This is a genomic window from Gluconobacter sp. Dm-62, assembly GCF_018256155.1.
Classification (GTDB): domain Bacteria; phylum Pseudomonadota; class Alphaproteobacteria; order Acetobacterales; family Acetobacteraceae; genus Gluconobacter.
Genome location: NZ_JAERLY010000003.1, coordinates 157,008 through 177,551 on the forward strand (window position 1 = coordinate 157,008; position 20,544 = coordinate 177,551).

23 protein-coding genes and 2 tRNA genes are annotated in these 20,544 nt (G+C 61.7%); 18 read left to right on the plus strand and 7 right to left on the minus strand.

Annotated features, from left to right (window positions below; all coding sequences use genetic code 11):
* The first annotated feature begins 21 nt into the window (after positions 1-21).
* Positions 22-1,128, plus strand: coding sequence for an HlyD family secretion protein (locus tag JK202_RS05415; RefSeq protein ID WP_211558975.1), 1,107 nt, complete (start codon positions 22-24; stop codon positions 1,126-1,128).
* Entirely contained in the window at positions 1,125-2,702 is a 1,578-nt protein-coding gene (locus JK202_RS05420) for a DHA2 family efflux MFS transporter permease subunit (protein ID WP_211558977.1), read from the plus strand. Before JK202_RS05415 ends, JK202_RS05420 begins: the two co-directional genes overlap by 4 nt.
* Here JK202_RS05420 and JK202_RS05425 read toward each other — a convergent pair.
* Positions 2,696-3,364, minus strand: coding sequence for a TetR/AcrR family transcriptional regulator (locus tag JK202_RS05425; RefSeq protein ID WP_211558979.1), 669 nt, complete (start codon positions 3,362-3,364; stop codon positions 2,696-2,698). The genes JK202_RS05420 and JK202_RS05425 overlap by 7 nt on opposite strands.
* Positions 3,365-3,462: 98 nt before the next feature.
* Between JK202_RS05425 and JK202_RS05430 the strand changes: the two genes are divergently transcribed.
* Positions 3,463-5,040, plus strand: coding sequence for an efflux transporter outer membrane subunit (locus JK202_RS05430; RefSeq protein ID WP_211558981.1), 1,578 nt, complete (start codon positions 3,463-3,465; stop codon positions 5,038-5,040).
* A gap of 48 nt (positions 5,041-5,088) precedes the next feature.
* Here the strand turns inward: JK202_RS05430 and fbaA are convergent, their stop codons facing one another.
* Positions 5,089-6,165: a class II fructose-bisphosphate aldolase gene (gene fbaA / locus JK202_RS05435; protein WP_211558983.1), complete on the minus strand. Its 1,077-nt coding sequence runs from the start codon at positions 6,163-6,165 to the stop codon at positions 5,089-5,091.
* A 170-nt stretch (positions 6,166-6,335) separates the two neighbouring features.
* On the opposite strand from fbaA, the gene JK202_RS05440 reads away from it, so the two are divergent.
* From JK202_RS05440 to JK202_RS05465, 6 genes are all read left to right on the plus strand, one after another.
* Positions 6,336-7,106 carry a response regulator gene (locus JK202_RS05440; RefSeq protein ID WP_211558985.1) on the plus strand — a complete coding sequence of 257 codons (771 nt, stop codon included), beginning with the start codon at positions 6,336-6,338 and terminating at the stop codon, positions 7,104-7,106.
* A gap of 71 nt (positions 7,107-7,177) precedes the next feature.
* A complete protein-coding gene (locus JK202_RS05445; protein ID WP_349291825.1) occupies positions 7,178-8,491 on the plus strand; it encodes an ATP-binding protein in 1,314 nt (437 codons plus the stop codon).
* Between the two features lie 117 nt (positions 8,492-8,608).
* The gene (locus JK202_RS05450) at positions 8,609-9,172 is read left to right on the plus strand and encodes a NifU family protein (RefSeq protein ID WP_211559182.1); all 564 of its coding nucleotides are present in this window, start codon (positions 8,609-8,611) and stop codon (positions 9,170-9,172) included.
* 3 nt (positions 9,173-9,175) lie between these two features.
* Positions 9,176-9,796, plus strand: coding sequence for a malonic semialdehyde reductase (locus JK202_RS05455; RefSeq protein WP_211558987.1), 621 nt, complete (start codon positions 9,176-9,178; stop codon positions 9,794-9,796).
* Positions 9,781-10,428 carry a tRNA (adenosine(37)-N6)-threonylcarbamoyltransferase complex dimerization subunit type 1 TsaB gene (tsaB, locus tag JK202_RS05460; RefSeq protein WP_349291826.1) on the plus strand — a complete coding sequence of 216 codons (648 nt, stop codon included), beginning with the start codon at positions 9,781-9,783 and terminating at the stop codon, positions 10,426-10,428. Before JK202_RS05455 ends, tsaB begins: the two co-directional genes overlap by 16 nt.
* Positions 10,425-10,868, plus strand: a complete 444-nt coding sequence (locus JK202_RS05465) for a GNAT family N-acetyltransferase (RefSeq protein ID WP_408872141.1) — start codon at positions 10,425-10,427, stop codon at positions 10,866-10,868. Before tsaB ends, JK202_RS05465 begins: the two co-directional genes overlap by 4 nt.
* On the opposite strand, the gene JK202_RS05470 is transcribed toward JK202_RS05465, so the two are convergent.
* On the minus strand, positions 10,855-11,103 hold the full coding sequence (locus JK202_RS05470) for a sulfurtransferase TusA family protein (RefSeq protein WP_211558989.1): 249 nt from the start codon (positions 11,101-11,103) through the stop codon (positions 10,855-10,857). The two genes, JK202_RS05465 and JK202_RS05470, sit on opposite strands and share 14 nt — an antisense overlap.
* A gap of 81 nt (positions 11,104-11,184) precedes the next feature.
* On the opposite strand from JK202_RS05470, the gene JK202_RS05475 reads away from it, so the two are divergent.
* From JK202_RS05475 to JK202_RS05495, 5 genes are all read left to right on the plus strand, one after another.
* A complete protein-coding gene (locus tag JK202_RS05475) occupies positions 11,185-11,592 on the plus strand; it encodes a MucR family transcriptional regulator (protein WP_211558991.1) in 408 nt (135 codons plus the stop codon).
* A gap of 104 nt (positions 11,593-11,696) precedes the next feature.
* The gene (locus tag JK202_RS05480) at positions 11,697-12,230 is read left to right on the plus strand and encodes a Fur family transcriptional regulator (RefSeq protein WP_211558993.1); all 534 of its coding nucleotides are present in this window, start codon (positions 11,697-11,699) and stop codon (positions 12,228-12,230) included.
* Positions 12,231-12,340: 110 nt separating this feature from the next.
* Positions 12,341-13,171: a GNAT family N-acetyltransferase gene (locus JK202_RS05485; protein WP_211559188.1), complete on the plus strand. Its 831-nt coding sequence runs from the start codon at positions 12,341-12,343 to the stop codon at positions 13,169-13,171.
* Positions 13,172-13,246: 75 nt separating this feature from the next.
* On the plus strand, positions 13,247-14,770 hold the full coding sequence (lnt, locus tag JK202_RS05490; protein ID WP_211558994.1) for an apolipoprotein N-acyltransferase: 1,524 nt from the start codon (positions 13,247-13,249) through the stop codon (positions 14,768-14,770).
* 152 nt (positions 14,771-14,922) lie between these two features.
* Positions 14,923-15,423, plus strand: a complete 501-nt coding sequence (locus JK202_RS05495) for a helix-turn-helix transcriptional regulator (protein WP_249199724.1) — start codon at positions 14,923-14,925, stop codon at positions 15,421-15,423.
* A 3-nt stretch (positions 15,424-15,426) separates the two neighbouring features.
* On the opposite strand, the gene JK202_RS05500 is transcribed toward JK202_RS05495, so the two are convergent.
* The gene (locus JK202_RS05500; protein WP_211558998.1) at positions 15,427-16,089 is read right to left on the minus strand and encodes a tyrosine-protein phosphatase; all 663 of its coding nucleotides are present in this window, start codon (positions 16,087-16,089) and stop codon (positions 15,427-15,429) included.
* Between the two features lie 115 nt (positions 16,090-16,204).
* Between JK202_RS05500 and JK202_RS05505 the strand changes: the two genes are divergently transcribed.
* Entirely contained in the window at positions 16,205-16,573 is a 369-nt protein-coding gene (locus JK202_RS05505; RefSeq protein WP_211559000.1) for a hypothetical protein, read from the plus strand.
* Between the two features lie 101 nt (positions 16,574-16,674).
* Complete coding sequence (locus JK202_RS05510) at positions 16,675-18,246, plus strand: globin-coupled sensor protein (RefSeq protein WP_211559002.1); 1,572 nt, start codon at positions 16,675-16,677, stop codon at positions 18,244-18,246.
* Positions 18,247-18,260: 14 nt separating this feature from the next.
* Here JK202_RS05510 and JK202_RS05515 read toward each other — a convergent pair whose 3' ends face one another.
* Genes JK202_RS05515 through JK202_RS05525 form a run of 3 tightly spaced genes read right to left on the minus strand, consistent with a single transcriptional unit; the run spans position 18,261 to position 20,075 of the window.
* On the minus strand, positions 18,261-18,440 hold the full coding sequence (locus tag JK202_RS05515) for a Trm112 family protein (RefSeq protein WP_211559003.1): 180 nt from the start codon (positions 18,438-18,440) through the stop codon (positions 18,261-18,263).
* A gap of 2 nt (positions 18,441-18,442) precedes the next feature.
* Positions 18,443-19,117: an LON peptidase substrate-binding domain-containing protein gene (locus JK202_RS05520; RefSeq protein WP_211559005.1), complete on the minus strand. Its 675-nt coding sequence runs from the start codon at positions 19,115-19,117 to the stop codon at positions 18,443-18,445.
* A 4-nt stretch (positions 19,118-19,121) separates the two neighbouring features.
* Entirely contained in the window at positions 19,122-20,075 is a 954-nt protein-coding gene (locus JK202_RS05525; protein WP_211559007.1) for a co-chaperone YbbN, read from the minus strand.
* A gap of 171 nt (positions 20,076-20,246) precedes the next feature.
* Between JK202_RS05525 and JK202_RS05530 the strand changes: the two genes are divergently transcribed.
* Positions 20,247-20,321: transfer RNA gene (locus JK202_RS05530), tRNA-Gly, on the plus strand.
* A 148-nt stretch (positions 20,322-20,469) separates the two neighbouring features.
* Positions 20,470-20,544, plus strand: a tRNA-Gly gene (locus JK202_RS05535).

The following is a 20,544-nucleotide window of genomic DNA, read 5'->3' on the forward strand; positions in this document are numbered from 1 at the left end:
TTTCAAAGCGAGACAAACATTATGGCGCAAGGCGATCAGGCCGATCACGCGCAGGGTGACACGACATCCGACAAGAACGGAAAGCCGCAGAAAAAGCGTCATCCCCTTGTCCGGATCGCGCTGATCCTGCTGGTGGTTCTGGTTCTCGTGGGTATCGGGGCTTATCTTTTCCTGACCCGCAACAACATCGAGACGGATGACGCCTACACGGCAGGTCGCAAGATCGCCATTGCGCCCCACGTCAACGGTTACGTCACGCAGCTTCTGGTGAACGACAACCAGTTCGTCCACACGGGCGATCTGCTCCTGCGGATCGACAGCCGCGACTATGCAGCGTCGCTGAACAAGGCCGAAGCCGCCGTCTCGCAGGCGAAAGCCAATATTGATGCGTACCAGCTCATGCTGGCCGTGGCGCACAAGAACTTCCCGGGACAGCTCGTTACCGCGCAGGGCAATCTTGCCGCCGCGCAGGCGCAGCTCGTCAAGGCTGAAGCCGATTATCGCCGTCAGCGTTCTGTGGCCCGTGCCGCCACCTCGCAGCAGGATATCGACTACGCCCGCGCCGCACTGGATCAGGCGAAAGCCCGCGTTCTTCAGGCTCAGGGTCAGCTGACGCAGGCCGAACCGGTCAAGGAAAACGTGGCCAATGCCGATGCCCGCGTCACGCAGGAACAGGCTTCTCTTGCTTCGGCCAATGCGGATCTGACCCAGGCCCGCCTGAACCTCGAATGGACGGAAGTCCGTGCCCCGCATGATGGCTGGATTTCCCAGCGTAACGTCGAACGCGGCAATTTCGTGCAGGCCGGTCAGCAGATGTTTTCCATCGTCGAGCCGGAAGTCTGGATTGTGGCGAACTACAAGGAAACGCAGCTCACTCACATGCGTCCGGGCCAGAAGGTGGACGTCGAGATTGATGCCTACCCGCAGCTCGAACTGCATGGGCATGTGGATTCCATCCAGCTTGGCTCGGGCGAATCCTTCAGCGCATTTCCTCCGGAAAACGCGACCGGAAACTTCGTGAAGACGGTACAGCGTATCCCGGTGAAGATCGTGCTGGACAGCGGCCTTGATCCGAATCTTCCGCTGGCGCTTGGCCTGTCTGTCGTGCCGACGGTTTATGTGAAATGAGCGATACTGCCGGGCATCAGGACTGGAAACCCAGTCACAATCCGTGGCTTGTGGCCGTCACGGTCACGCTGGCGGCCTTCATGGAGGTGCTGGACACCACCATCGTCAACGTGGCGCTGCCGCATATCGCGGGATCGCTCGGCAGTTCGTATGATGACGCCACCTGGGCGCTGACGTCCTATCTGGTGGCGAACGGAATCGTTCTGACGATTTCGGGCTGGCTGTCGCGGCTGTTTGGTCGCAAACGCTACTTCCTGATCTGCATCACGATGTTTACCGTCTCGTCCTTTCTGTGCGGACTGGCGACGTCGCTGCCGATGCTGGTGGTATTCCGGCTCATGCAGGGCTTCTTCGGAGGCGGCCTGCAACCGAGCCAGCAGTCCATCATTCTCGACACGTTCCCGCCTGAAAAGCGCGGAGCGGCGTTCGGCCTGACCGCCATCGCCACCATCGTCGGCCCGGTTCTCGGCCCGATGCTGGGCGGCTACCTGACGGATAATTTCTCCTGGCGCTGGATTTTCTTCGTCAACGTGCCTTTCGGTATCCTGACGGTCATGGCCGTGACGGCCTTCGTTGAAGATCCGCCGTGGGAGCGCAAGAAGCGTGAGAAGGTGGATGTGATTGGCATCAGCCTGATTACGCTGGGCCTAGGCTGTCTTGAAGTCATGTGCGATCGTGGCGAGGACGACGACTGGTTCGGCTCGCCCTTCATCGTCACGATGGGCATTCTGGGCGCCATTGGTGTTATCGGGGCGATCGTCTGGCTGTGCTATGCCAAGAACCCGCTGGTTCGCCTGTCCGTGCTCAAGGATCGTAATTTCGCGACCGGCATGCTGCTGATCTCTATGGTCGGCGCGACGCTCTATGCCTCCGCCATCGTCGTTCCGCAGTTCGCCCAGCAGGTGCTCGGCTATACCGCGACGAATTCCGGCCTACTGCTTGCCCCCGGCGGTGTGGCGGTGATCTGCCTGATCCCGATCGTGGGCCGGCTGATGAAGTTCATCCAGATGCGCTACATCATCGCATTCGGGTTCTTCGCGATGGGCATGGCCATGTTCCAGGCATCGAATCTCTATGCCGCGGTCGATTTCAGGCATCTGATGCTCTACCGCATCAGCCAGACGGCCTCGCTGGCCTTCCTGTTCGTGCCGATCTCGACAATTGCGTATTCGACCCTGCCGCGTGAGCTGAACTCCGATGCCTCGGCCCTGTTCTCGATGGCGCGAAACTATATCGGCTCACTGGCCATCTCGCTCGCCACAGCGGCGATCATCGAGACCCGTCAGCGCCATCAGGGCTACGTCGCCGATCACATGACTCCGGCCAATCCGGAGTTCAACGCCTACATTGCCAACGCGCAGCAGGCTGCACAGGCGCACGGGATGCCCGCCGCGCAGGCACATAATTTCGCGATTTACCGGCTGTTCCAGGAGTTCACCTCGCAGGTCGCCATGCTGGCCTATAACGAGGTCTTCGACTGGATCGGTGTGATTGCGCTGTTCGTCGTGCCGCTGTGCTTCCTGCTGTCACCCAACGGCAAGAAGGCAGCCCAGGCCTCGGGCGGCGGTCACTGATGGCGCGGTTCGTAGATCTTCAGGAAGCTGTCGGCCGTGAAGGCGGCAAATTCCGCGATGGCGGCGTCGCTGTCATCGACTGGCAGGCCAAATCGCCGGCGCTGGATGATGCGGGCCTGGCACATGAGCATGAACTGCTCGGCCGAGAGGCGCGGATCAGCGATCTCCAGCTCTCCGCGGGCCACGCTGCGCGTCAGGTATTCCGTCAGGTTGCCAAGCGTACGGTCGAAGCCGTAGCGCCAGAACGTGTCGGCCAGATTGGGGAATTTATCGACCTCCCCGACAATGATGCGATACAGCCCCAGAGCCATGGGCGAGACAAGCAGATGAACGGTCATTTCCGCGAACCGCACCAGCGTCACGCGGACGGACTGTCCGTCACTGCGCGAAAGCGCCTCGATCGGTGCGAGCCGGCAGCGGGCCTGCTCTTCGAAGAACGCGGAGAACAGGGACGCCTTGCCATCGAAATGGTTGTAGAGCGTCCCTTTGGACACGCCCGCCATCTGCGCGATCTGGGACATGGACGCCCCTTCATACCCGTTTGCCAGAAAGATCGTTCCGGCACCTTTCAGGATCTGTTCGCGCTTGGCGCATCCCGCAGGATCGGTGCCCCCGGCTCCGTCGGGAGTGCCCGCGTTGCCGTCGTCCATGATGCCCGTCATGTGAGCGAAAGGTCCTTCTGTCCGTCAGGTCGAGTTCCTGACATGCTGACCGAACCGGTCGGTCACCGCAAGATCATTTCCGCCTCAGGAGTTTCTTTGTGAGCGCAGCCTTCACTTCCCGCGCGCTGCTTTGCGGCTGCGCCCTGTTCACCCTGTCCGGCTGCCTCATGGTGGGACCTGAGTATCACGCGCCCAAGCCCTGGTCGCCGGCGCATTACACCGATCATATGGCCGGCGCGCCTGACAGTATCGTCAGCGAAATGAAGGCTGACAGTCATTGGTGGCAGGTCTTCCATGACCCTGAGCTGACGTCGCTGGAAGACCGTCTGGTCAACCAGAACCTGTCTTTCCGCCTCGCAACCGCCAATCTGGCGCAGAGCCGCGCGCAGCTCATCATGGCGGGTGCTGAACGCTTCCCGGCCCTGAGTGCCTCGGGCTCGTACCAGCGCAGCCAGTACAGCACCAAGCAGCTGCAGGAAATCATCGGTCACGTCGCAGGCGGTATCGCGAAATCCGAGGGCGGTTCGATCGGCAGCACGGTCGGTCCGATGCTCCAGAGTTCGGCTGGCGGGGCGACCATCCCGCTGCTGAACCAGTGGCGCAGCGCGATCGACGCGACTTACGAAATCGATCTGTGGGGCCGTGTGGCGCATCAGTATGATGCCGCCAAGGCCGACCTTCAGGCCACGGATGAAGAACGCCGTTCGGTCCTCATCGCGCAGCAGGCCGATATGGCGCATGGCTATATGAGCCTGCGTGGTGACCAGCAGCGTCTGAAGATCCTGCGCGACAACCTCAGCATCCTCACGCAGATCACCTCCATTGCGCAGGAGCGCTATCGCGGCGGTCTGGTGACGGAGCTAGACGTGGATTCCGCACAGGCCCGCCTGCATGACACGCAGGGTCAGGAAGCGCAGCTCGAACAGGCCGTGGCGCAGGAAGAAAACGCCCTCGCCCTGCTTCTGGGCGCCCCGCCGGAAAGCCTGAACACTGAGCTGGAAAAGAACGCCGGCGTTCCCGTCGTTCCGCCGGTCGTGCCCGTGGGTATTCCGTCCGAACTGGCCCATCGCCGCCCCGATATCCGCGAGGCCGAAGCCCGTCTGCGCGGTGCGGTCGCCGAAGTGGGCGAGGCGACGGCGGATTTCTATCCGAAGGTCACGATCAATGCCGATTTCGGCTTCCAGACTCTGTCCTTCCGGGATCTGGGCTTCTGGAATGCCCGTGCGTGGAATGTTGGCCCGTCCATTTCCCTGCCGATCTTCCAGGGTGGCCGTCTGTACGGCCAGCTTGAACTGAAGAAATACGCGCAGAAGGCGGCCGCGATTTCCTATCAGCAGACGGTCATCAAGGCCTGGCATGATGTGGATAACGCGCTGATCGCCTATCGGGACGAGCAGCTGCATCGTCAGGGGCTACAGAACGCCGTCAACGACAACGGCAAGGCACTGGCACTGGCGCAGAGCCAGTATCGTAGCGGCCTGACGAACTACCTGAACGTCCTGAACGCACAGGCGCAGCTCCAGTCTGCCCAGCTTGACCTCGCCAACAGCGACGCCACGCTGGCGACCAATCTGACGCGCCTTTACAACGCGCTCGGCGGCGGCTGGGAAGATGCACTTCCCGACAGCCGGGACGTGGCCAAGGCCCAGCTCGCTTCCGCCACACCCGGCCCCTGATTCCACAGACCCATTCAGGAGGCCGGAGCCTCCTGAATTCCGGTCCCGTCAGGATTTACGGGCGATGGACCGGCCTTTGGAGCCAAGGATCTCGAAGGCTTCATCTAGACGTTCGACAATGGATTTTTCGCCCACGCGCAGCCATTTGCGCGGGTCATAGAGCGATTTCATCGGCTTGTCGGTGCCGGGTTCGATCTGGTGCTGGAAGGCCACCGGATGCTCTAGAACATAGCTGCCCACGCCATGCGCGAACGCGAACTGGATGTCGGTATCGAGGTTCATCTTGAACACGCCGTAGGACACGGCCTCGTCGATTTCCGCGATCGTCGAGCCCGACCCGCCATGGAACACCAGCGGCAGCGGCTTGGGGCCGCTCTGTGTCGCCTTCTGCACCGCATCCTGCGAATTCTTCAGGATTTCGGGGCGAAGCTGCACATTGCCCGGCTTGTAAACGCCATGAACATTGCCGAAAGACGCGGCGATCGACACGGTTCCGATCGGGGAGAGCAGGTTCCACGCCGTCAGCACGTCTTCCGGCTGCGTATAGAGATGCGCGTTGTCCGCCCCTTCTTCGAGGTCATGGCCGATGCCATCTTCCTCACCGCCCGTGACCCCCAGCTCGATTTCCAGACCCATGCCCAGAGGGGCCAGCCGCTTCAGCATGGCGGCCGAGGTCCCAAGGTTTTCTTCCAGCGGCTCCGTAGAGAGGTCGAGCATGTGGGAGGTGAACAGCGGCGTGCCGGTCGCCTTGAACTCATCCTCGCTCAACGTGATCAGATCATTCAGCCAGGGGATCAGCTTGCGATCGGCATGATCGGTATGAAGGATAACGGCAATCCCGTATTCCTTGGCCAGAAGATGGACATGCCGTGCCATCGAAGCTGCGCCGAGAACGCGGGCACGATGGGCATCCGGCAGCCCCTCACCGGCATAAAACCGCGCACCGCCGTTGGAAACCTGGATGACAACATCCGATCCATTGCGGGCCGCCGCTTCCAGAACCGCGTTGACGCTGTCGGTGCCGACGACATTGATGGCGGGAAGGGCATAGCCCCCTTCATGGCAGGCCTTGATCAGGGCCGTATAACTGGCGCCACTGACGACGCCGGGTGAAACTCTTGACATTGGCGGCTCCAACTGAACGCATGAAACAGGCCAGCAAAACGGGCATGGCCATGATGCGTTGTACTGTACGATGCTAATCCGGTTTCGTCATGAGCGTTCAAATCACGCGAACAGTAGCTGTCAGGATTTGTTGCTTGTGATGCCCGCCCTGTGGAGACTATGGAAAAGACATGGTGCCAAATCTTTCCGACCCTGATCTTCCCGCCCGTATCCTCGTTGTCGAAGATGACGCCGGTATGCGGACCCTCATTCTCCGTGCCCTTCAGGGGGGCGGCTTCCGTGCGCGGGGTGTTGCCTGTGGAGATGAGATGTGGGCCGCGCTTGAAGTGGCGCCCGTCGATCTCATCATCATGGACATCATGCTGCCCGGTAAAAGCGGCATTGAACTCTGCCGCGCCCTGCGCAGCGGACAGGGTGCCTCGCATGAAAACGAGACCCCACCCGCGCAGGTGCCGATCATCATGGTCTCGGCCCGTGGCGAGGAACGTGATCGCGTGAACGGTCTCGAATCGGGCGCGGACGACTATGTGCCCAAGCCCTTTGGCCAGCGCGAACTGCTGGCGCGTGTGCGGGCCGTGCTGCGTCGTGGGATTGCCACCACCGGTGCTCCGCAGGAGCGTGTGCGTCGTGAAACGCTGCGTTTTGCCGGCTGGACACTGGACCTGCGCCGTCGCGAACTGACGGACCCAACGGGGGCCACGGTCGATATTTCCGGCGCGGAACACGATCTGCTGACCAGTTTTCTGGACAATCCGCAGCGGGTTATCGCCCGTGACCGGCTTCTGGAACTGTCGCGGACCCGTCTGGGCGATGTGTCGGACCGCAGCATCGACGTGCTTGTCAGCCGTCTACGCCGCAAACTGGGGTCTGATGCCGATCAGCTGATCCGCACCGTGCGCGGTCTGGGTTACATCTTCGTTGCCGAGGTTGAACGGGTCTGAACATTCAGAATCGCATTCTGCTATGGCCGCTGGGGCTGGTCGGGCGCGTCTGCGTCGTCCTGACCGTCGCAGTGACTTTGGTGTTCCTGACGAACGCCATTTTCTACGGTCAGGCAGAAACCTATATCGTTGATGACGTGCGCATCGCCCAGCTGGGCGAGGCGCTGAGCACGGATCTGCGTGTGCTTGCCGCCGCCCCCGTCAGCCAGAGATCTTTTCTGGCCGTCATGCTCTCGGGCAGCGAACTCAGCGTGGCGTGGCAACCGGCCTCCATCACACCCGTGCTGCCGGGACACCATCCGGTTGCGCTGACACAACTTGTCAGGCGTCTGACGGCAGACGATCCCATTCTTGAACAGGCCCATCTGGACCTTTACACGCTGGGACCGGGAAGCGCGGATGTGCTGGGCTCCCAGCGTCTGCCGGACGGCAGCTTCATTCATTTCCGTGTGCCAGGGATGCTCGGCCATCACCGCGTCACGCGCGGTCTGGCTTCGGCGGCCATCGCGGCTGGTGCCGTGGCCATTGCTGCGACCATGCTGATCCGGGGCCTCAGCATGCCGCTTCGGGCGCTCGTCTCGGTGGCGGACCGCATTGGCTCCAGCGAGAAATGGGTCCCTCTGGCCGAGCGTGGACCGCCTGAAGTGCGCGGTCTCGCCCATGCCATCAATGCCATGCAGGACCGGATCCAGAGCCTCATCAACGACCGCACGCAGGCTCTGGCGGCCGTCTCGCATGATCTGCGTACGCCGCTGACGCGCCTGCGCCTGCGCTGCGGCTTCCTCAATGACGGGGAGGCCCAGACCGCCATTGAGGCCGATCTGGACGAGATGGAAGCCATGGTGAATGGCATTCTCGCCTATCTGGCCGGCGCGGATGATCCGGAAGTCCCGCGCACCATCAATATCGTCGCCACGCTCGAAACCCTTGTGGACGACCATGTCGATCGCGGGCACGAGGCCCGTTACGAAGGACCGGACCGCGCGCTGGTCCATGTCCGTCCGCTGGCCATGAAGCGCGTCCTGTCGAACCTGATCGAAAACGCCATCAACTACGGCGGCAACGTGCTCGCCACGTTGCGGACCCGGGAAGACGGCGCGCTGGAAATCGCCATCAACGATAGCGGCCCTGGTATTCCGGAAAGCGAATACGAACGCGTGCTGACCCCGTTCTATCGTCTGGAAGGTTCGCGTTCGCGGGCCACGGGGGGAATCGGGCTGGGACTGGCCATCGTCCAGCGCGAAATTTCCCGTGAAGGCGGGACGCTGGTGCTGGGACGCGGAGATGCGTCAAAAGGCTATGGAGGCCTGCGTGCCACTATCATCCTGCCCAAGGGACTCCCGTCTCCGTCAAGGAAAACCGAGGGTCAGGGCGAGCAGGTCTGAAAAGACGCGGTCTGCCGTTAAAAACACGGGAAGTCGGACCAATGCAGTCCCGACACTTGCACCTTGGGACGAAGTGGCACATGTCAGGGCGGACTGGAACGCAAGGACATGATCACGATGTTCATCGAGACCGAAGACACTCCCAACCCCGCTACCCTGAAATTCCTGCCCGGCCGCAGCGTGACCGGCGATGCCCGACCCGTTGATTTCGGCGATGCGGATGTTGCCGCCGGACACTCCGAACTGGCGACGGCATTGTTCGACCAGCCGAACGTGCGCCGCGTCTTCCTCGGCGGCGATTTCGTCTCCGTCACCAAGTCCGACGATATCAGCTGGGGCGACCTCAAGCCCGTCGTGCTGGGCACGATCACAACGTTCTTCGAAAGCGGCCGTCCGGTTCTTTCTGGTACGCAGTCCGCTCCGGAGCATGATGTTTCCCCTGAGGACATCGAAGTCGTCAGCCGTATTCAGGACCTGCTCGACACGCGCGTGCGTCCTGCCGTGGCCGGTGACGGCGGCGACATCGCATTCCGCGGATACAAGGACGGCGTTGTCTATCTGGCCATGCAGGGCGCATGCTCTGGCTGCCCGTCGTCCCGCGCGACCCTGAAGCACGGCGTCGAGAACATGCTGCGGCACTATGTTCCCGAAGTCGTCTCGGTCGAACAGGTCGAGGACTGAACGATGGACGGCCAGACATACCCAGACTGCGCACCGGTTCCGGGCGCAGAAGCCCTGTTCACGCAGGCCCGGACCCCGCGCAGCTTCTCGCCGCGCCCGGTCGGGGAGGATGTCCTGCGCCGTCTGTACGATCTGGTGAAGCTGGGGCCGACCTCCGGCAACTGCTCGCCGGGTCGCTTCGTTTTCCTGACAACGCAGGATGCCCGCGAGCGTATCCGCCCGGCCCTGTCGCCAGGAAACGTGGCCCGCGCCATGGCCGCTCCTGTTCTGGCGGTCGTTTGTCATGATCCGCTGTTTTTCGAAGCGCTGCCCCGTCTGAACCCGCAGGAGGGTCTGCGCGACTGGTTCGCAGCCGATGTGGGTCTGTCCGACGAGACCGCGTTCCGCAACGGCACGCTGGAGGGGGGCTATCTCATCATGGCTGCCCGGATGCTGGGCCTGTCTGCCATGCCGATGTCCGGCTTCGACAGTTATATGGTCGAGGACACGCTGCTGAACGCCACCGGCTGGCGCGTAAACTTTCTTGTCGGGCTCGGTTATCCGGCGGAAAACGAACCCGCGCCAGATCATGCTGAACCCCGCGCCGCGCGTCTGGACTTTGGCGAGGCGTGTCTGTGTCTGTAAAGGCAAGTCCTGTCAGGACAGTGGTCTTCAACGGGGCAGGGGCGGGAGCCGGCCTGACCAGCCTCGTGGCGCTGATCGAAGACGGGCATGTTGTTGCTGAAAAGCTCATGGCCGGTCGCGGCGCTTCAGAGCATTTTGCGCCTGCCATCCGCGATCTTCTGACGCAGAACGGCTGGACCACGTCGCCTGATCGTGTCGTCGCCGTGGTCGGGCCGGGATCGTTCACCGGCCTGCGTTCTTCCCTGTCACTCGCGGCAGGACTGGCGGCAGGCTGGAACTGCCCGACAATCGGCGTCACGCTGGGGGCGGCCATCCGCGCCACGCTCGGCCGCCCGGATGCCGTCTGTGTCAGCATCGCCCGTCGCGGACGCGTCTTCGTGGACCCACCACAAGGCCCCGTCGTCGCCAGCCAGACCGTAGACCTCGATCCAGCGGACTGGGCCTGTGTGAGCGGGGATGCCGTCGGCGAAAAGACCGACTGGCCCTGTCCCGTCCTGCCCTGCGAGGCTTCTTATGCCCTGGGTATCGTGCAGGCCGCGGAAAGCGCGCAGCCCGGGCCGCTCATGCCTCTTTATGTCGATCCGCCAGAAGCGAAGCCCCCCGCAGCGGGTCTGAGGCCTGCGCCACTGTGAGCAGTCCTGAAAAGGATTTCCAGTTACAGGCAATGGGTCCCGAATGTGCATCTCTTCTCGCGGCGTTGCATGAAGTCACGTTTCGCGGCGGTGAAGTCTGGGATGCAACTTCCTTTAAGTCTTTGCTTTCAGTGACGGGAACAGAGGCAACTATTGCGCTGGTAGACAACTGCCCTGCCGGTTTCATTCTTTCCCGCACCGTTCTCGATGAGACGGAAATCCTGACTCTGGCCGTTCATCCGGATTTCTGCCGCAGAGGTATCGGACAGTCTCTGGTGCAAAACGTTCTGCGCAAAGGGAAAGTATTTCTGGAAGTCGCAGTCTGTAACAATCCGGCGATTGCGCTTTACAGGAAGTGCGGTTTTGTAAAAGCGGGCATCCGCCGCCGTTATTACAGGGATGGAAGTGACGCCCAAGTGCTTGTTTCTAGCGATGTTTAACGTTCAGGCAGTAAAGATCCGCCTCTTCAGCAACAGGTGAATCCGCCAGAATTGTATGCCCTAGTGCCTGCACGGAGGCCCGGACGTTCTTCCGTGTTTCTGTTCCACGCAGCCTCACTTCAAGTCTCTGCCCCGAAGTCATGGCATCGAGTTTGGCGCGCACATATACTGTCGTCATGGGGCATTTTTTTTCAGTTATATCTATGAAAAATGTTTCATTTTCTGTCACGCACATGTTTCTTTCTTTTTATGCTTGAACGCAGCAATTTATGACTGCTACATGCTCACTCGCTCAAGGATGAAGGACTTAACTACAATGTCGCAAGAGACAAATGCTCCCGAACTGCATCAGCTGACCGCGCAGATCGTTACTGCTTACGTATCGAACAACGATATTCCGGCTGACGCTCTTCCCGCCCTGATCCGGTCCGTTCATGAATCTCTTGCAACGGTGAACGTTCCGGAAGAGGCGCCTGTTGAAAAGCCGGTTCCGGCCGTTTCACCTCGCAAGTCGGTTTTCCCGGACTACATCATCTGCCTGGAAGACGGAAAGAAGCTGAAGCTGCTCCGCCGTCACCTCAAGACCGCATACAACATGACGCCGCAGGAATACCGCGAGCGCTGGGGCCTGCCGCCGGAATACCCGATGGTTGCTCCCAACTATGCGAACCACCGTTCGTCTCTCGCCCGCAAGATCGGCCTCGGCCGTCGTCGCGAAGACTGAGAGCCTCTTTTTTCTGCCGCCGGTTTCTTCATCCCGGCGGCAGGGAAAGCCTGACAGGCTCCACAAAGTGGACAACACGCCTGTTTTTCGGCTAGGCCGCAGATATGGTCGCAGATACGAAAACCGCTGAGAGACGCGCCAGCCCAGGGAATCGGAAGGCCCCTTCTTCCCCTGTGCCGGATGATTCGCACATTGCCCGCCTCTGTGTGGAAAGCGGTCTGAAAATGACCGGCCAGAGACGTGTGATTGCCCACGTCCTGTCCGTTGCCGACGATCACCCCGACGTCGAAGAACTCTATCGCCGCGCATCCGAGATCGACAGCCGCATTTCCGTTGCGACAGTCTACCGGACTGTTCGTCTGCTGGAAGAAAAAGGCATTCTCGAGCGCCGCGATTTTGGTGGCGGCCGGGCACGTTACGAAGCCAGTGACAGCGGCAATCACTACCACCTGATTGATGTGGACAGTGGTCGCGTCATCGAGTTCGAGGACGAGGAACCGGTGCGTCTTCTGGCCCAGCTGGCCGAGCGTCTGGGTTTCGATCTTGTCTCCCACCGTATCGAGCTGTTCGGCCGTCGGGCCGAGCCTGATGACAGGAAGAAATCTCCTTCAGAAAACAGGAACAAGAGCGGATCATGACCACCAAACCGGCTGGCACGCCCCTTTCCGCTCCGGCAGACGACACAGTCGCTCCAGTCTTGGCTCCGGCCTCGCATACATTGACCAGTAGCGAAGAAACCCTGCGACAGATGGAGACGCTCTCCACCCTGGCGCTGAATCGCGATGGTGGTTTTCAGGAGCTGCGGGGCGGTACACTGGGTGTGCGGATTGCCGAGACGGCCGAAGAACGCGACGCCGCGCAGGCCCTGCGCTACCGCGTCTTCTTCGAAGAACTCGGTGCCCATCCCGATGAGCGCGCCTTCCGCACCAAGCGTGACGTAGATGAATTCGACGAAGCCGCCGATCACCTTCTGGTCATCGACCACTCCAAGGGCCCCGGCGCCGCTGGTGTTGTCGGCACTTACCGTCTCCTGCGTTCCGACGCCGCCGAGAAGGTTGGCCGTTTCTACACGGCTTCCGAATACGACATCTCGGTTCTGACGGAATTTCCCGGCCGTCTGCTCGAAGTCGGTCGGTCCTGTGTGGCCAAGGAATATCGCGGCCGCTCCGCAATGCAGCTGCTGTGGCGCGGTATTGCGTCCTACATCTTCCTGCACCGCATCGACGTGCTGTTCGGCTGCGGCAGCCTGCCGGGCACAGACCCGGACGCTCTGGCCGACCAGCTCACCTACATGCATCACAACCATCTGGCGCCTCCGGCCCTACGCATCCGCGCGCTTCCGGACCGTTATGTGGAAATGCAGCGGACTGACCCGCATGTGCTGGATCATCGCGCCTGCCTCAACAAGCTGCCCCCGCTGATCAAGGGCTATCTGCGTCTCGGTGGCTATGTGGGTGACGGTGCCGTGGTGGACGAACAGTTCAATACTACGGATGTCGCTGTTCTGGTGAAAAGCGAACTTCTGGCGGACAAGTATTACCGCCATTATGAACGCCGCCTGCGCGACGCCCTCGACTGAGCCTTCCCGCAGCCGGATCCTTTCGATCCGGCTGTTTTTCTGTTTCAGCCCTTTCGTCAGCCGGACGGTCCTTTCATGATTTCGACGCTCCCTGTCCGCGGCTGGCGCCTTGCTGGACTGATGCTGCTCGCCGGAGCGCTGGCAGCTCTCTCTCTGCCGCCCGTCAATTTCCTGTTCCTGCTGCCCGTGGGTCTGATGATCCTCTACCGCGTGGCAGAAGATGCGCGCACATGGAAACAGGCGGCCTGGTGCGGCTTCCTGTTCGGTATGGGCTTTCATACGGTCGGGCTCTACTGGCTGACCAACGCAATCCTTACCCGCGTCCATGAATTCTGGTGGGTCGTGCCCTTCGCATCCCCCGGCGTGGCGCTTTTGATCGCCCCGTTCATCTGCGTCCCGGCGATGCTGTGTCGCGTGGTGCGTCCCGGCTGGCGGCGCGTGCTGATGTTCGCGGGAAGCTGGACTGTCATGGACATGGGGCGCGTCTTCATGTTCTCGGGCTTTCCGTGGAACCCGCTGGGAAGTGACCTCGAATTTCCGGGGCTCGCCGGCGATATTATGATCCAGCCGGCTGCCGGTCTGGGTGTGGATGGCCTGTCGCTTGCTCTTGTTTTGGGCTCACTCACCCTGTTTCGCGGCAGATGCGCGGCGCTGGCCGTGCTGGCCGTGTCGGTTCTCTGGATCGGCTTCGGCACATGGCGCCTGTCGTCTGCAGCGCCCCTGAACATCACCAATCCCCGCGCCGTTCTGGTGCAGGGCAACGTGCCCGAAGCCGAAGTCATCAGCCATGCGGACGCCGTCGGCAATTTCCGCCGCTATCTGAGCCTGACCGCGCAGGGCGCTCAGAAGGCCTTCGCGCAGGGTGGCCGTCCGCCCGTGGTGATCTGGCCGGAATCCGGCTTCCCCGGCCTGCTGGACGAAGATACGCTTGCCCGGCAGATGATCGCCCGCGCGGCCGAGGGCGCTCCGGCGCTGGTCGGCTCGGATCGTGAATCCGGCAAGGACTGGTTCAACAGCCTGATCGCCGTTGCCCCCGATGGCAGCATTGCCGCGATCTATGACAAGAGCCGTCTGGTCCCGTTCGGCGAATATCAGCCCTGGATCCTGCCGTTCAACGTGCTTCCCGGCGTCCTGACGCCAGGGCCGGGCCTGAAGACATGGGATCTGCCGGGACTGGGCCGCGTGGGTCCGATGGTCTGTTACGAGATCATTTTCTCAGGCTCCGTCACGGCTCGCAATGACCGTCCGGACTGGCTCGTTACGATCTCGAATGACGCCTGGTATGGCAACAGCGCCGGCCCCCGCCAGCATCTGGCGACCGGACGGATGCGTGCGGTGGAAGAAGGGCTGCCGGTCGTTTTCGCCAATAATACCGGGATTTCCGCCATCTATGATGCAACCGGGCACGAAACTGCCCGTCTGGGCTGGGGGAGGGCCGACGTGCTGGTCAGTGACATCCCGTCGCCGCTTCCCCCGACCTTTTTTTCCCGCTTCGGCCGCGCCACGCCACTTGCGCTTTCGATCCTGTGCATGGTTCTGGCGCTCGTTCCCACGGAACGAAAGAAGCGAGACTGGGACCTTGGGGTGTATAAAGGTTAACATTGACAATCTAGGGTTGTTTTATTAACCATTTTTAGGTGTCAGAAAAAGAAGCCCCACAGGATCGCGCTCGTCCCGAATCCCGCAGTTCTGCTGCGGCGGGGCCTGTGGATGTCCATGTCGGCAACCGCATCCGGTTGCGCCGGACACTTATGGGGCTCTCGCAGGAAAAACTGGGCGAGGCTCTGGGACTGACCTTCCAGCAGATCCAGAAATACGAGCGCGGCGCCAACCGCGTGGGCGCCAGCCGCCTGTACGATCTGGCGCAGGTGCTGGATGTGCCGATCGGCTTTTTCTTCGATGACATGCACGAGCCGCAGGCGAGCCGCCCGTCCGCGCAATCCTGCACGCTCCGGCCGGTTTCTGCTCCCGCGTCAGCTTTCAATCCGGCCTTCGGCCAGCCGCAGCCCACTCAGGCGCCCGTCATGGGGTTCGCCGAGACGCAGTCGGCGTTCGGTGCCGCACCGCCCCGTACCCCTGCCGCGCCACCGCCGCGTCTGTTCGATTTGCCTGTAGATGAGGCCGCCCTGTTCAGCCGCCGTGAGACGGTTGATCTGGTGCGTTCCTATTACCGCATCCCGGACCCCGCGGTTCGCAAGCGGATGCTGGATCTGATCCGCTCCCTCGGCCCGCTGGACACAAAGGCAGACTGAGCCTTATTCCCGGCGCAGAATACTGTCGTTCACGAAAGAAGCCAGCTTTCCGGCCTTGAAGTCCGCCCGCAGACGGTCCTCGTCATACTCGTCCCGCACCCAGTCCATGAACGGCAGACGTCCTTCCGCTTCTTTTTGGTAGCGCAGGAAAAACGCGTCGAGGATGCCGGTGCGCGAGCGGTTGAAATGCCCGAAGCGCCAGTGCAACTGCCCCAGCGCGTCCTGCGCCGTGCCGCCTTCAAACATCAGCACCAGCCCCGAAGCCAGCCCCGCACGATCCGCGCCGGACTTGCAGTGCATGAGCATGGGGAAGGCGAGCGTCTGGTACATGTCGTAAAAGCGCAGGATACGGTCGCGATGCGGCGCCCCCCGGCTCTCAAAGGCCATGTCCAGATGGGCCAGCCCCAGTTTTGCACTGGCGCCACGGGACAGCGCATCGGAGCCGCATTTGCGGTGCCCGCGCAGGTTCACCAAAGTCTTCAGGTGCAGGCGCCGCTTCAGGCTCCGCAGCCGCGAGGGTGTGGGATGGTTGCAACGCCAGACTTTGCCCGGCACGACGGGTGCGAGATTGGTCCAGCCCAGCCGGAAGATGGAGTGGTCCACGAACAGACTGTCCCACCAGACGCGACGACGCGCGGCGGGGGATGTGATCCGGCCTTCGAACATGGAGAATGCATCCTTGCTGGACATGCCGCGGGAGAGAAGGGCGGCGGTGAGAACGCGCTGTGTCCCATCCCGCAAAGGGATGCGTCAACCGCTGAAAAGTGCTATATTGCGTCTCATGCGCTTCGTTTCCCCTTTCCTCATGCTGTCGTTTCTCGCCATGACGGGATGTGGCTCCATGTTCAGCGGTCCTTCGCCGGACATGGCCGCTCTGCCACCGCCGGGTGCGGCCCCCGGTCACGGTTCGCACGCCCATGGCAGTACCCATCACCGTCAGGGCAGCGGCGTGTCTTACGCCGATGACGCACCTGTGATGGCCATGCCGCCTGGGGCGGATAGTTCTTCGCCGTCCTCGCATGAATCCGCAGGCGGCTCTTCTCCCGGAACCATGTCCTTCGGCGGACAGGGAGGCAGTGTGGACATCGCACCTCATCCCGCAACGCCTGATACTGAAGTCTCTTACGGGCAGAACAATACGCCTAACTGACCTCCGGTCCGCTGGTCTGTCTTCATGATTGCGTAACTCTTGGTGTGGTAGGGGCTTTGCCTTGAACATTGCGCCAAATCCACGCTCTGGAGACCCCGACTATGATTGAGCAGGTCAAGGCAGACATTGCCGAGCGGCTGCTTTTTCTTGGCATAGGTGCAGCCGAGAAAGCCCATCTGGCCAGAATCCGCCCGCAGGCTCTGAGGGTTCTGGGCTCCGCGTTGGATCGTTTCTATGGTCGGATTCTCCAGACTCCGACCCTGAACCGCTTTTTTGCCAACGAGCAGCATCGTACCGGCGCCCGAAGCCAGCAGGAAAAGCACTGGCGACGAATTCTCGATGGCGACTTCGGTCCCGATTACGTCGAGAGTACCCGTGCGATCGGCAATACCCATGCCCGCATCGGCCTCAAGCCCCAGTGGTATGTCGGCGGCTACGCGCTCCTGATCGAAGGCATGGTGACGGATCTGCTCCGCCAGTATTGGCCGGAACCGCATCGCAGCTTTCTGGACCGTCTCCTGCGACGCCCGGCTCGGGGGACTTCGGCCGAGGAAGCTGCCGCGCAGATCGGCCTGCTGATCCGCTGTGGTCTGCTGGATATGGAACTCGGGCTGGAAACCTACACCCAGAATCTGGACGTCCGTGAGCGCTCGCGAGCAGAAGGCGAGCGGATCCAGAGCCTTGCCGCACTTTCAGACGCGCTGGCAGATGCGCTGGACCGTATGGCAGGTGGTGATCTGGTACAGCAGATCGATCCGGCGCTGGAAAACGGTTCAACCCGCATGAGCGGCGCTTTTCATCGGGCCTGCGAAGGGCTGGGGCGCATTGTCCATGCCGTCCGTGAAACATCCGGTGTCGTGGAACAGCGGGCCCGGGAAATCAGCGGGTCAACGGAAGACATTACCTGCCGCATCGCCGAACAGGTCGATGCGCTGGCAGCCGTTGCGCGCAATATTACGGAACTGACGTCTTCGGTGAAGGAAGTCGCCGATGAGGCGCGTCAGGCCGATACGACCGTGGCCGACTGCTGTCAGGAAACCGAACAGGGACGCGACATCGTGGCCAAGACGGTCGAGGCGATGGCGAAGATCTCATCTTCCTCTAACCGGATCGTCCAGATCATTGGCGTCATCGACGAAATCGCCTTCCAGACCAATCTTCTGGCGCTGAATGCGGGTGTGGAAGCGGCTCATGCCGGGGATGCAGGGCGCGGCTTTGCGGTCGTGGCGCAGGAAATCCGGGCACTGGCCCAGCGTTCGGCTACGGCCGCCAAGGAAATCAAGTCCCTGATCGCCAGCAGCATGGAAGACGTGCAGCGCGGTGTGCAGATGGTTGATGAGACCGGTACGGCTCTGGGCAACATCAGCACGTCCGTGGAACGTCTGGGTACAGCCGTGGGGCAGATCGCCTCGGGAGCCGAAGCGCAGGCCCAGCGCATCATGGACATCAACGCCAGCACGACACAGCTCGAAGGCGTAACCAAGAGCAACGCCTCGATCGTTCACCAGACCAGCAGCGCCAGTCAGAAACTGGTCGGTGATGCCGGTGAACTGACGCGCGTGGTGCGGAACTTCAAGGTCCGAAAAACCCCACCCCGCCCATCACAGCGTAGCGCAGCAATGCAGCCCGTTCAGAAAGCGCGCTCTCTGAACGGCGCTGCGGAAAAAATCTGAGCGCCCCTGCCGGATCAGTTTTCGATCTGGCGTGCTTCGTCGGGCAGCATGATGGGGATCCCGTCCCGGATCGGGAAAGCCAGCTTGGCCCGGGGGCTGATGAGCTCCTGGGTCTCGCGGTCATAGGTCAGGGGACCCTTGGTGACCGGGCAGACCAGAAGGGACAGGAGGCGTGGATCGAGTTCTGTAGTCATGACTATTCCATGCCCCTCTCAAGCAGATCCAGCAAGAGCCCCGCGCGCTCATCCAGTGTCATGGCTTCCAGAAGGGACTGTTTTTCCACCGGGGTGAACGGGACGAGCATCGGCAGGACGACCAGCAGCGTCTCATCGTCCATATCCTCGATCAACTGCCAGCTTGCCTGAAGGTCGCGGGATTCGAGATAGGTTTTCAGGCCGCTTAACAGCAGATCACGGTTGATCGGCAGCGGGTCTTCCTCGACGAGATCGGCTGCAAAAGGCGTCGCATCAATGACCCCCTCGCGCCAGCCGCGATCTGTCGGGGTCTCCCGGATCAGGCGGAAGCGGGAGATGCCGAGCAGGGTTACGGTGAACGTACCATCCACATGCTCGGCAAATTCCGTGATGCGACCGAGCGTCCCGGTCCGGTAAAGCAGGGGGTGTTCGTCTGTATCCGGGTCCATGAGGGGCTGGATGACGCCGATCATCCGGCGCCCTGCCAATGCGTCTTCAAGAAGCGCCACATACGGCGGCTCAAAGACCAGAAGCGGCAGATGGCCGCCGGGCAGAAGCAAAGCACCTGAAAGGGGAAACAGCCCGACGCGTGGCGGAATGTCCGCAAGCGTCAGTTCCGTCAGGGGTGGTGCGCGACGGGGAAGCTCGTCGGACGAAAAGTCGGGCGTTTCGGTCATCGGCTCACGAAAACAGAAGAGAGGAGAGTTTGCGTCTTGCGGCCAGCGTATCAGGATCCGTGTGTCCCCAGGCCTCGAAAAATCGCAGCAGTTCTGTTTTCGCTGCCCCGTCGTTCCAGTTGCGGTCCTTGCGAAGGATTTCCAGAAGGGTGTTGGCCGCTTCCGCCCGCTGACCTGCACCGTTGAGGGCGGCGGCCAGTTTGAGGCGCAACTCGAAATCGTCTGGTGCGGCAGCGCTCTGCTGGTGAAGCGTCTCCAGCTCGGAGGCAGCTTTTGTGCCTTCGGCATGAAGCGCCAGCGCGGCCCGGGCGCCGGTAATTTCGGGATGGTTGTCCAGCTTCGCCGGGACCTGCACAGAAGCATCCTCAGCAGCTTCGGGTTCGTTCAGGGCGATAAGCGCGCGGATCATGCCGCCCCAGGCTTCCGGGCTTTCGGGGTCGGTTTCGAGAAGCTGTGAAAAAAGTCCGGCTGCCTGATCGGCCTGTCCGTCTGCCAGAGCCTGACGGGCCGCCGTCAGAATTTCTGTTGCAGGCATGACGTCCCCTGCCTGTTTGAGCAGAGACTCCACGAAACGGCGGATTTCGCTCTCGGGCTGGGCGCCCTGAAAAAGATCCAGCACCTGACCTTTCCAGAAAGCCACCACTACGGGGATCGACTGAAGCGGGAGGCCCAGCTGTTCAAGCTGTGCGGCAAGGGCCTTGTTGGCTTCCACATCGACCTTGACGAGCCTGACCCGTCCTCCGGCAGCGCGGACAACTTTTTCCAGAACAGGCGTAAGCTGTTTGCACGGGCCGCACCAGGGGGCCCAGAAATCGACCAGAACCGGCAGTGTCCGGCTGGCTTCCACGACATCTGCCATGAAACTGGACTGATCGGCGTCAATGATGGTGGCGGCTCCGGTGGCAGACGCGCCTGCAGGAGACTGGCCAATCAGGTGTTCGTCGAATGTGCTGCTCATGGGGTGGGAACCGTTCGCTGGGAAGACAAGTTCCCTGAAAGATCGGATGTGACTGGCCCGGGTGCAAGTCCACACCATGCCGCAGTTGGCCGGGATGTGGATATTGCGACGGAATTGAAAAATCCCTCTTGCGCGATGGCTTTGATTCGGTCATAAGCCCCTCCACGGAGTGCGGGCGTAGCTCAGGGGTAGAGCACAACCTTGCCAAGGTTGGGGTCGTGGGTTCGAATCCCATCGCCCGCTCCATCGAAAACAGGCACCTTCGGGTGCCTTTTTTCGTTTCTGGTATTCTCGCCGGAAAACCTTTCATTTTCCCGTCTGAAATGTGCTTTCGATCCTGCGTATCCCCTCTTGCGCGCCGTTCGGGATTCGGTCATAAGCCCTCCCACGGAGTGCGGGCGTAGCTCAGGGGTAGAGCACAACCTTGCCAAGGTTGGGGTCGTGGGTTCGAATCCCATCGCCCGCTCCA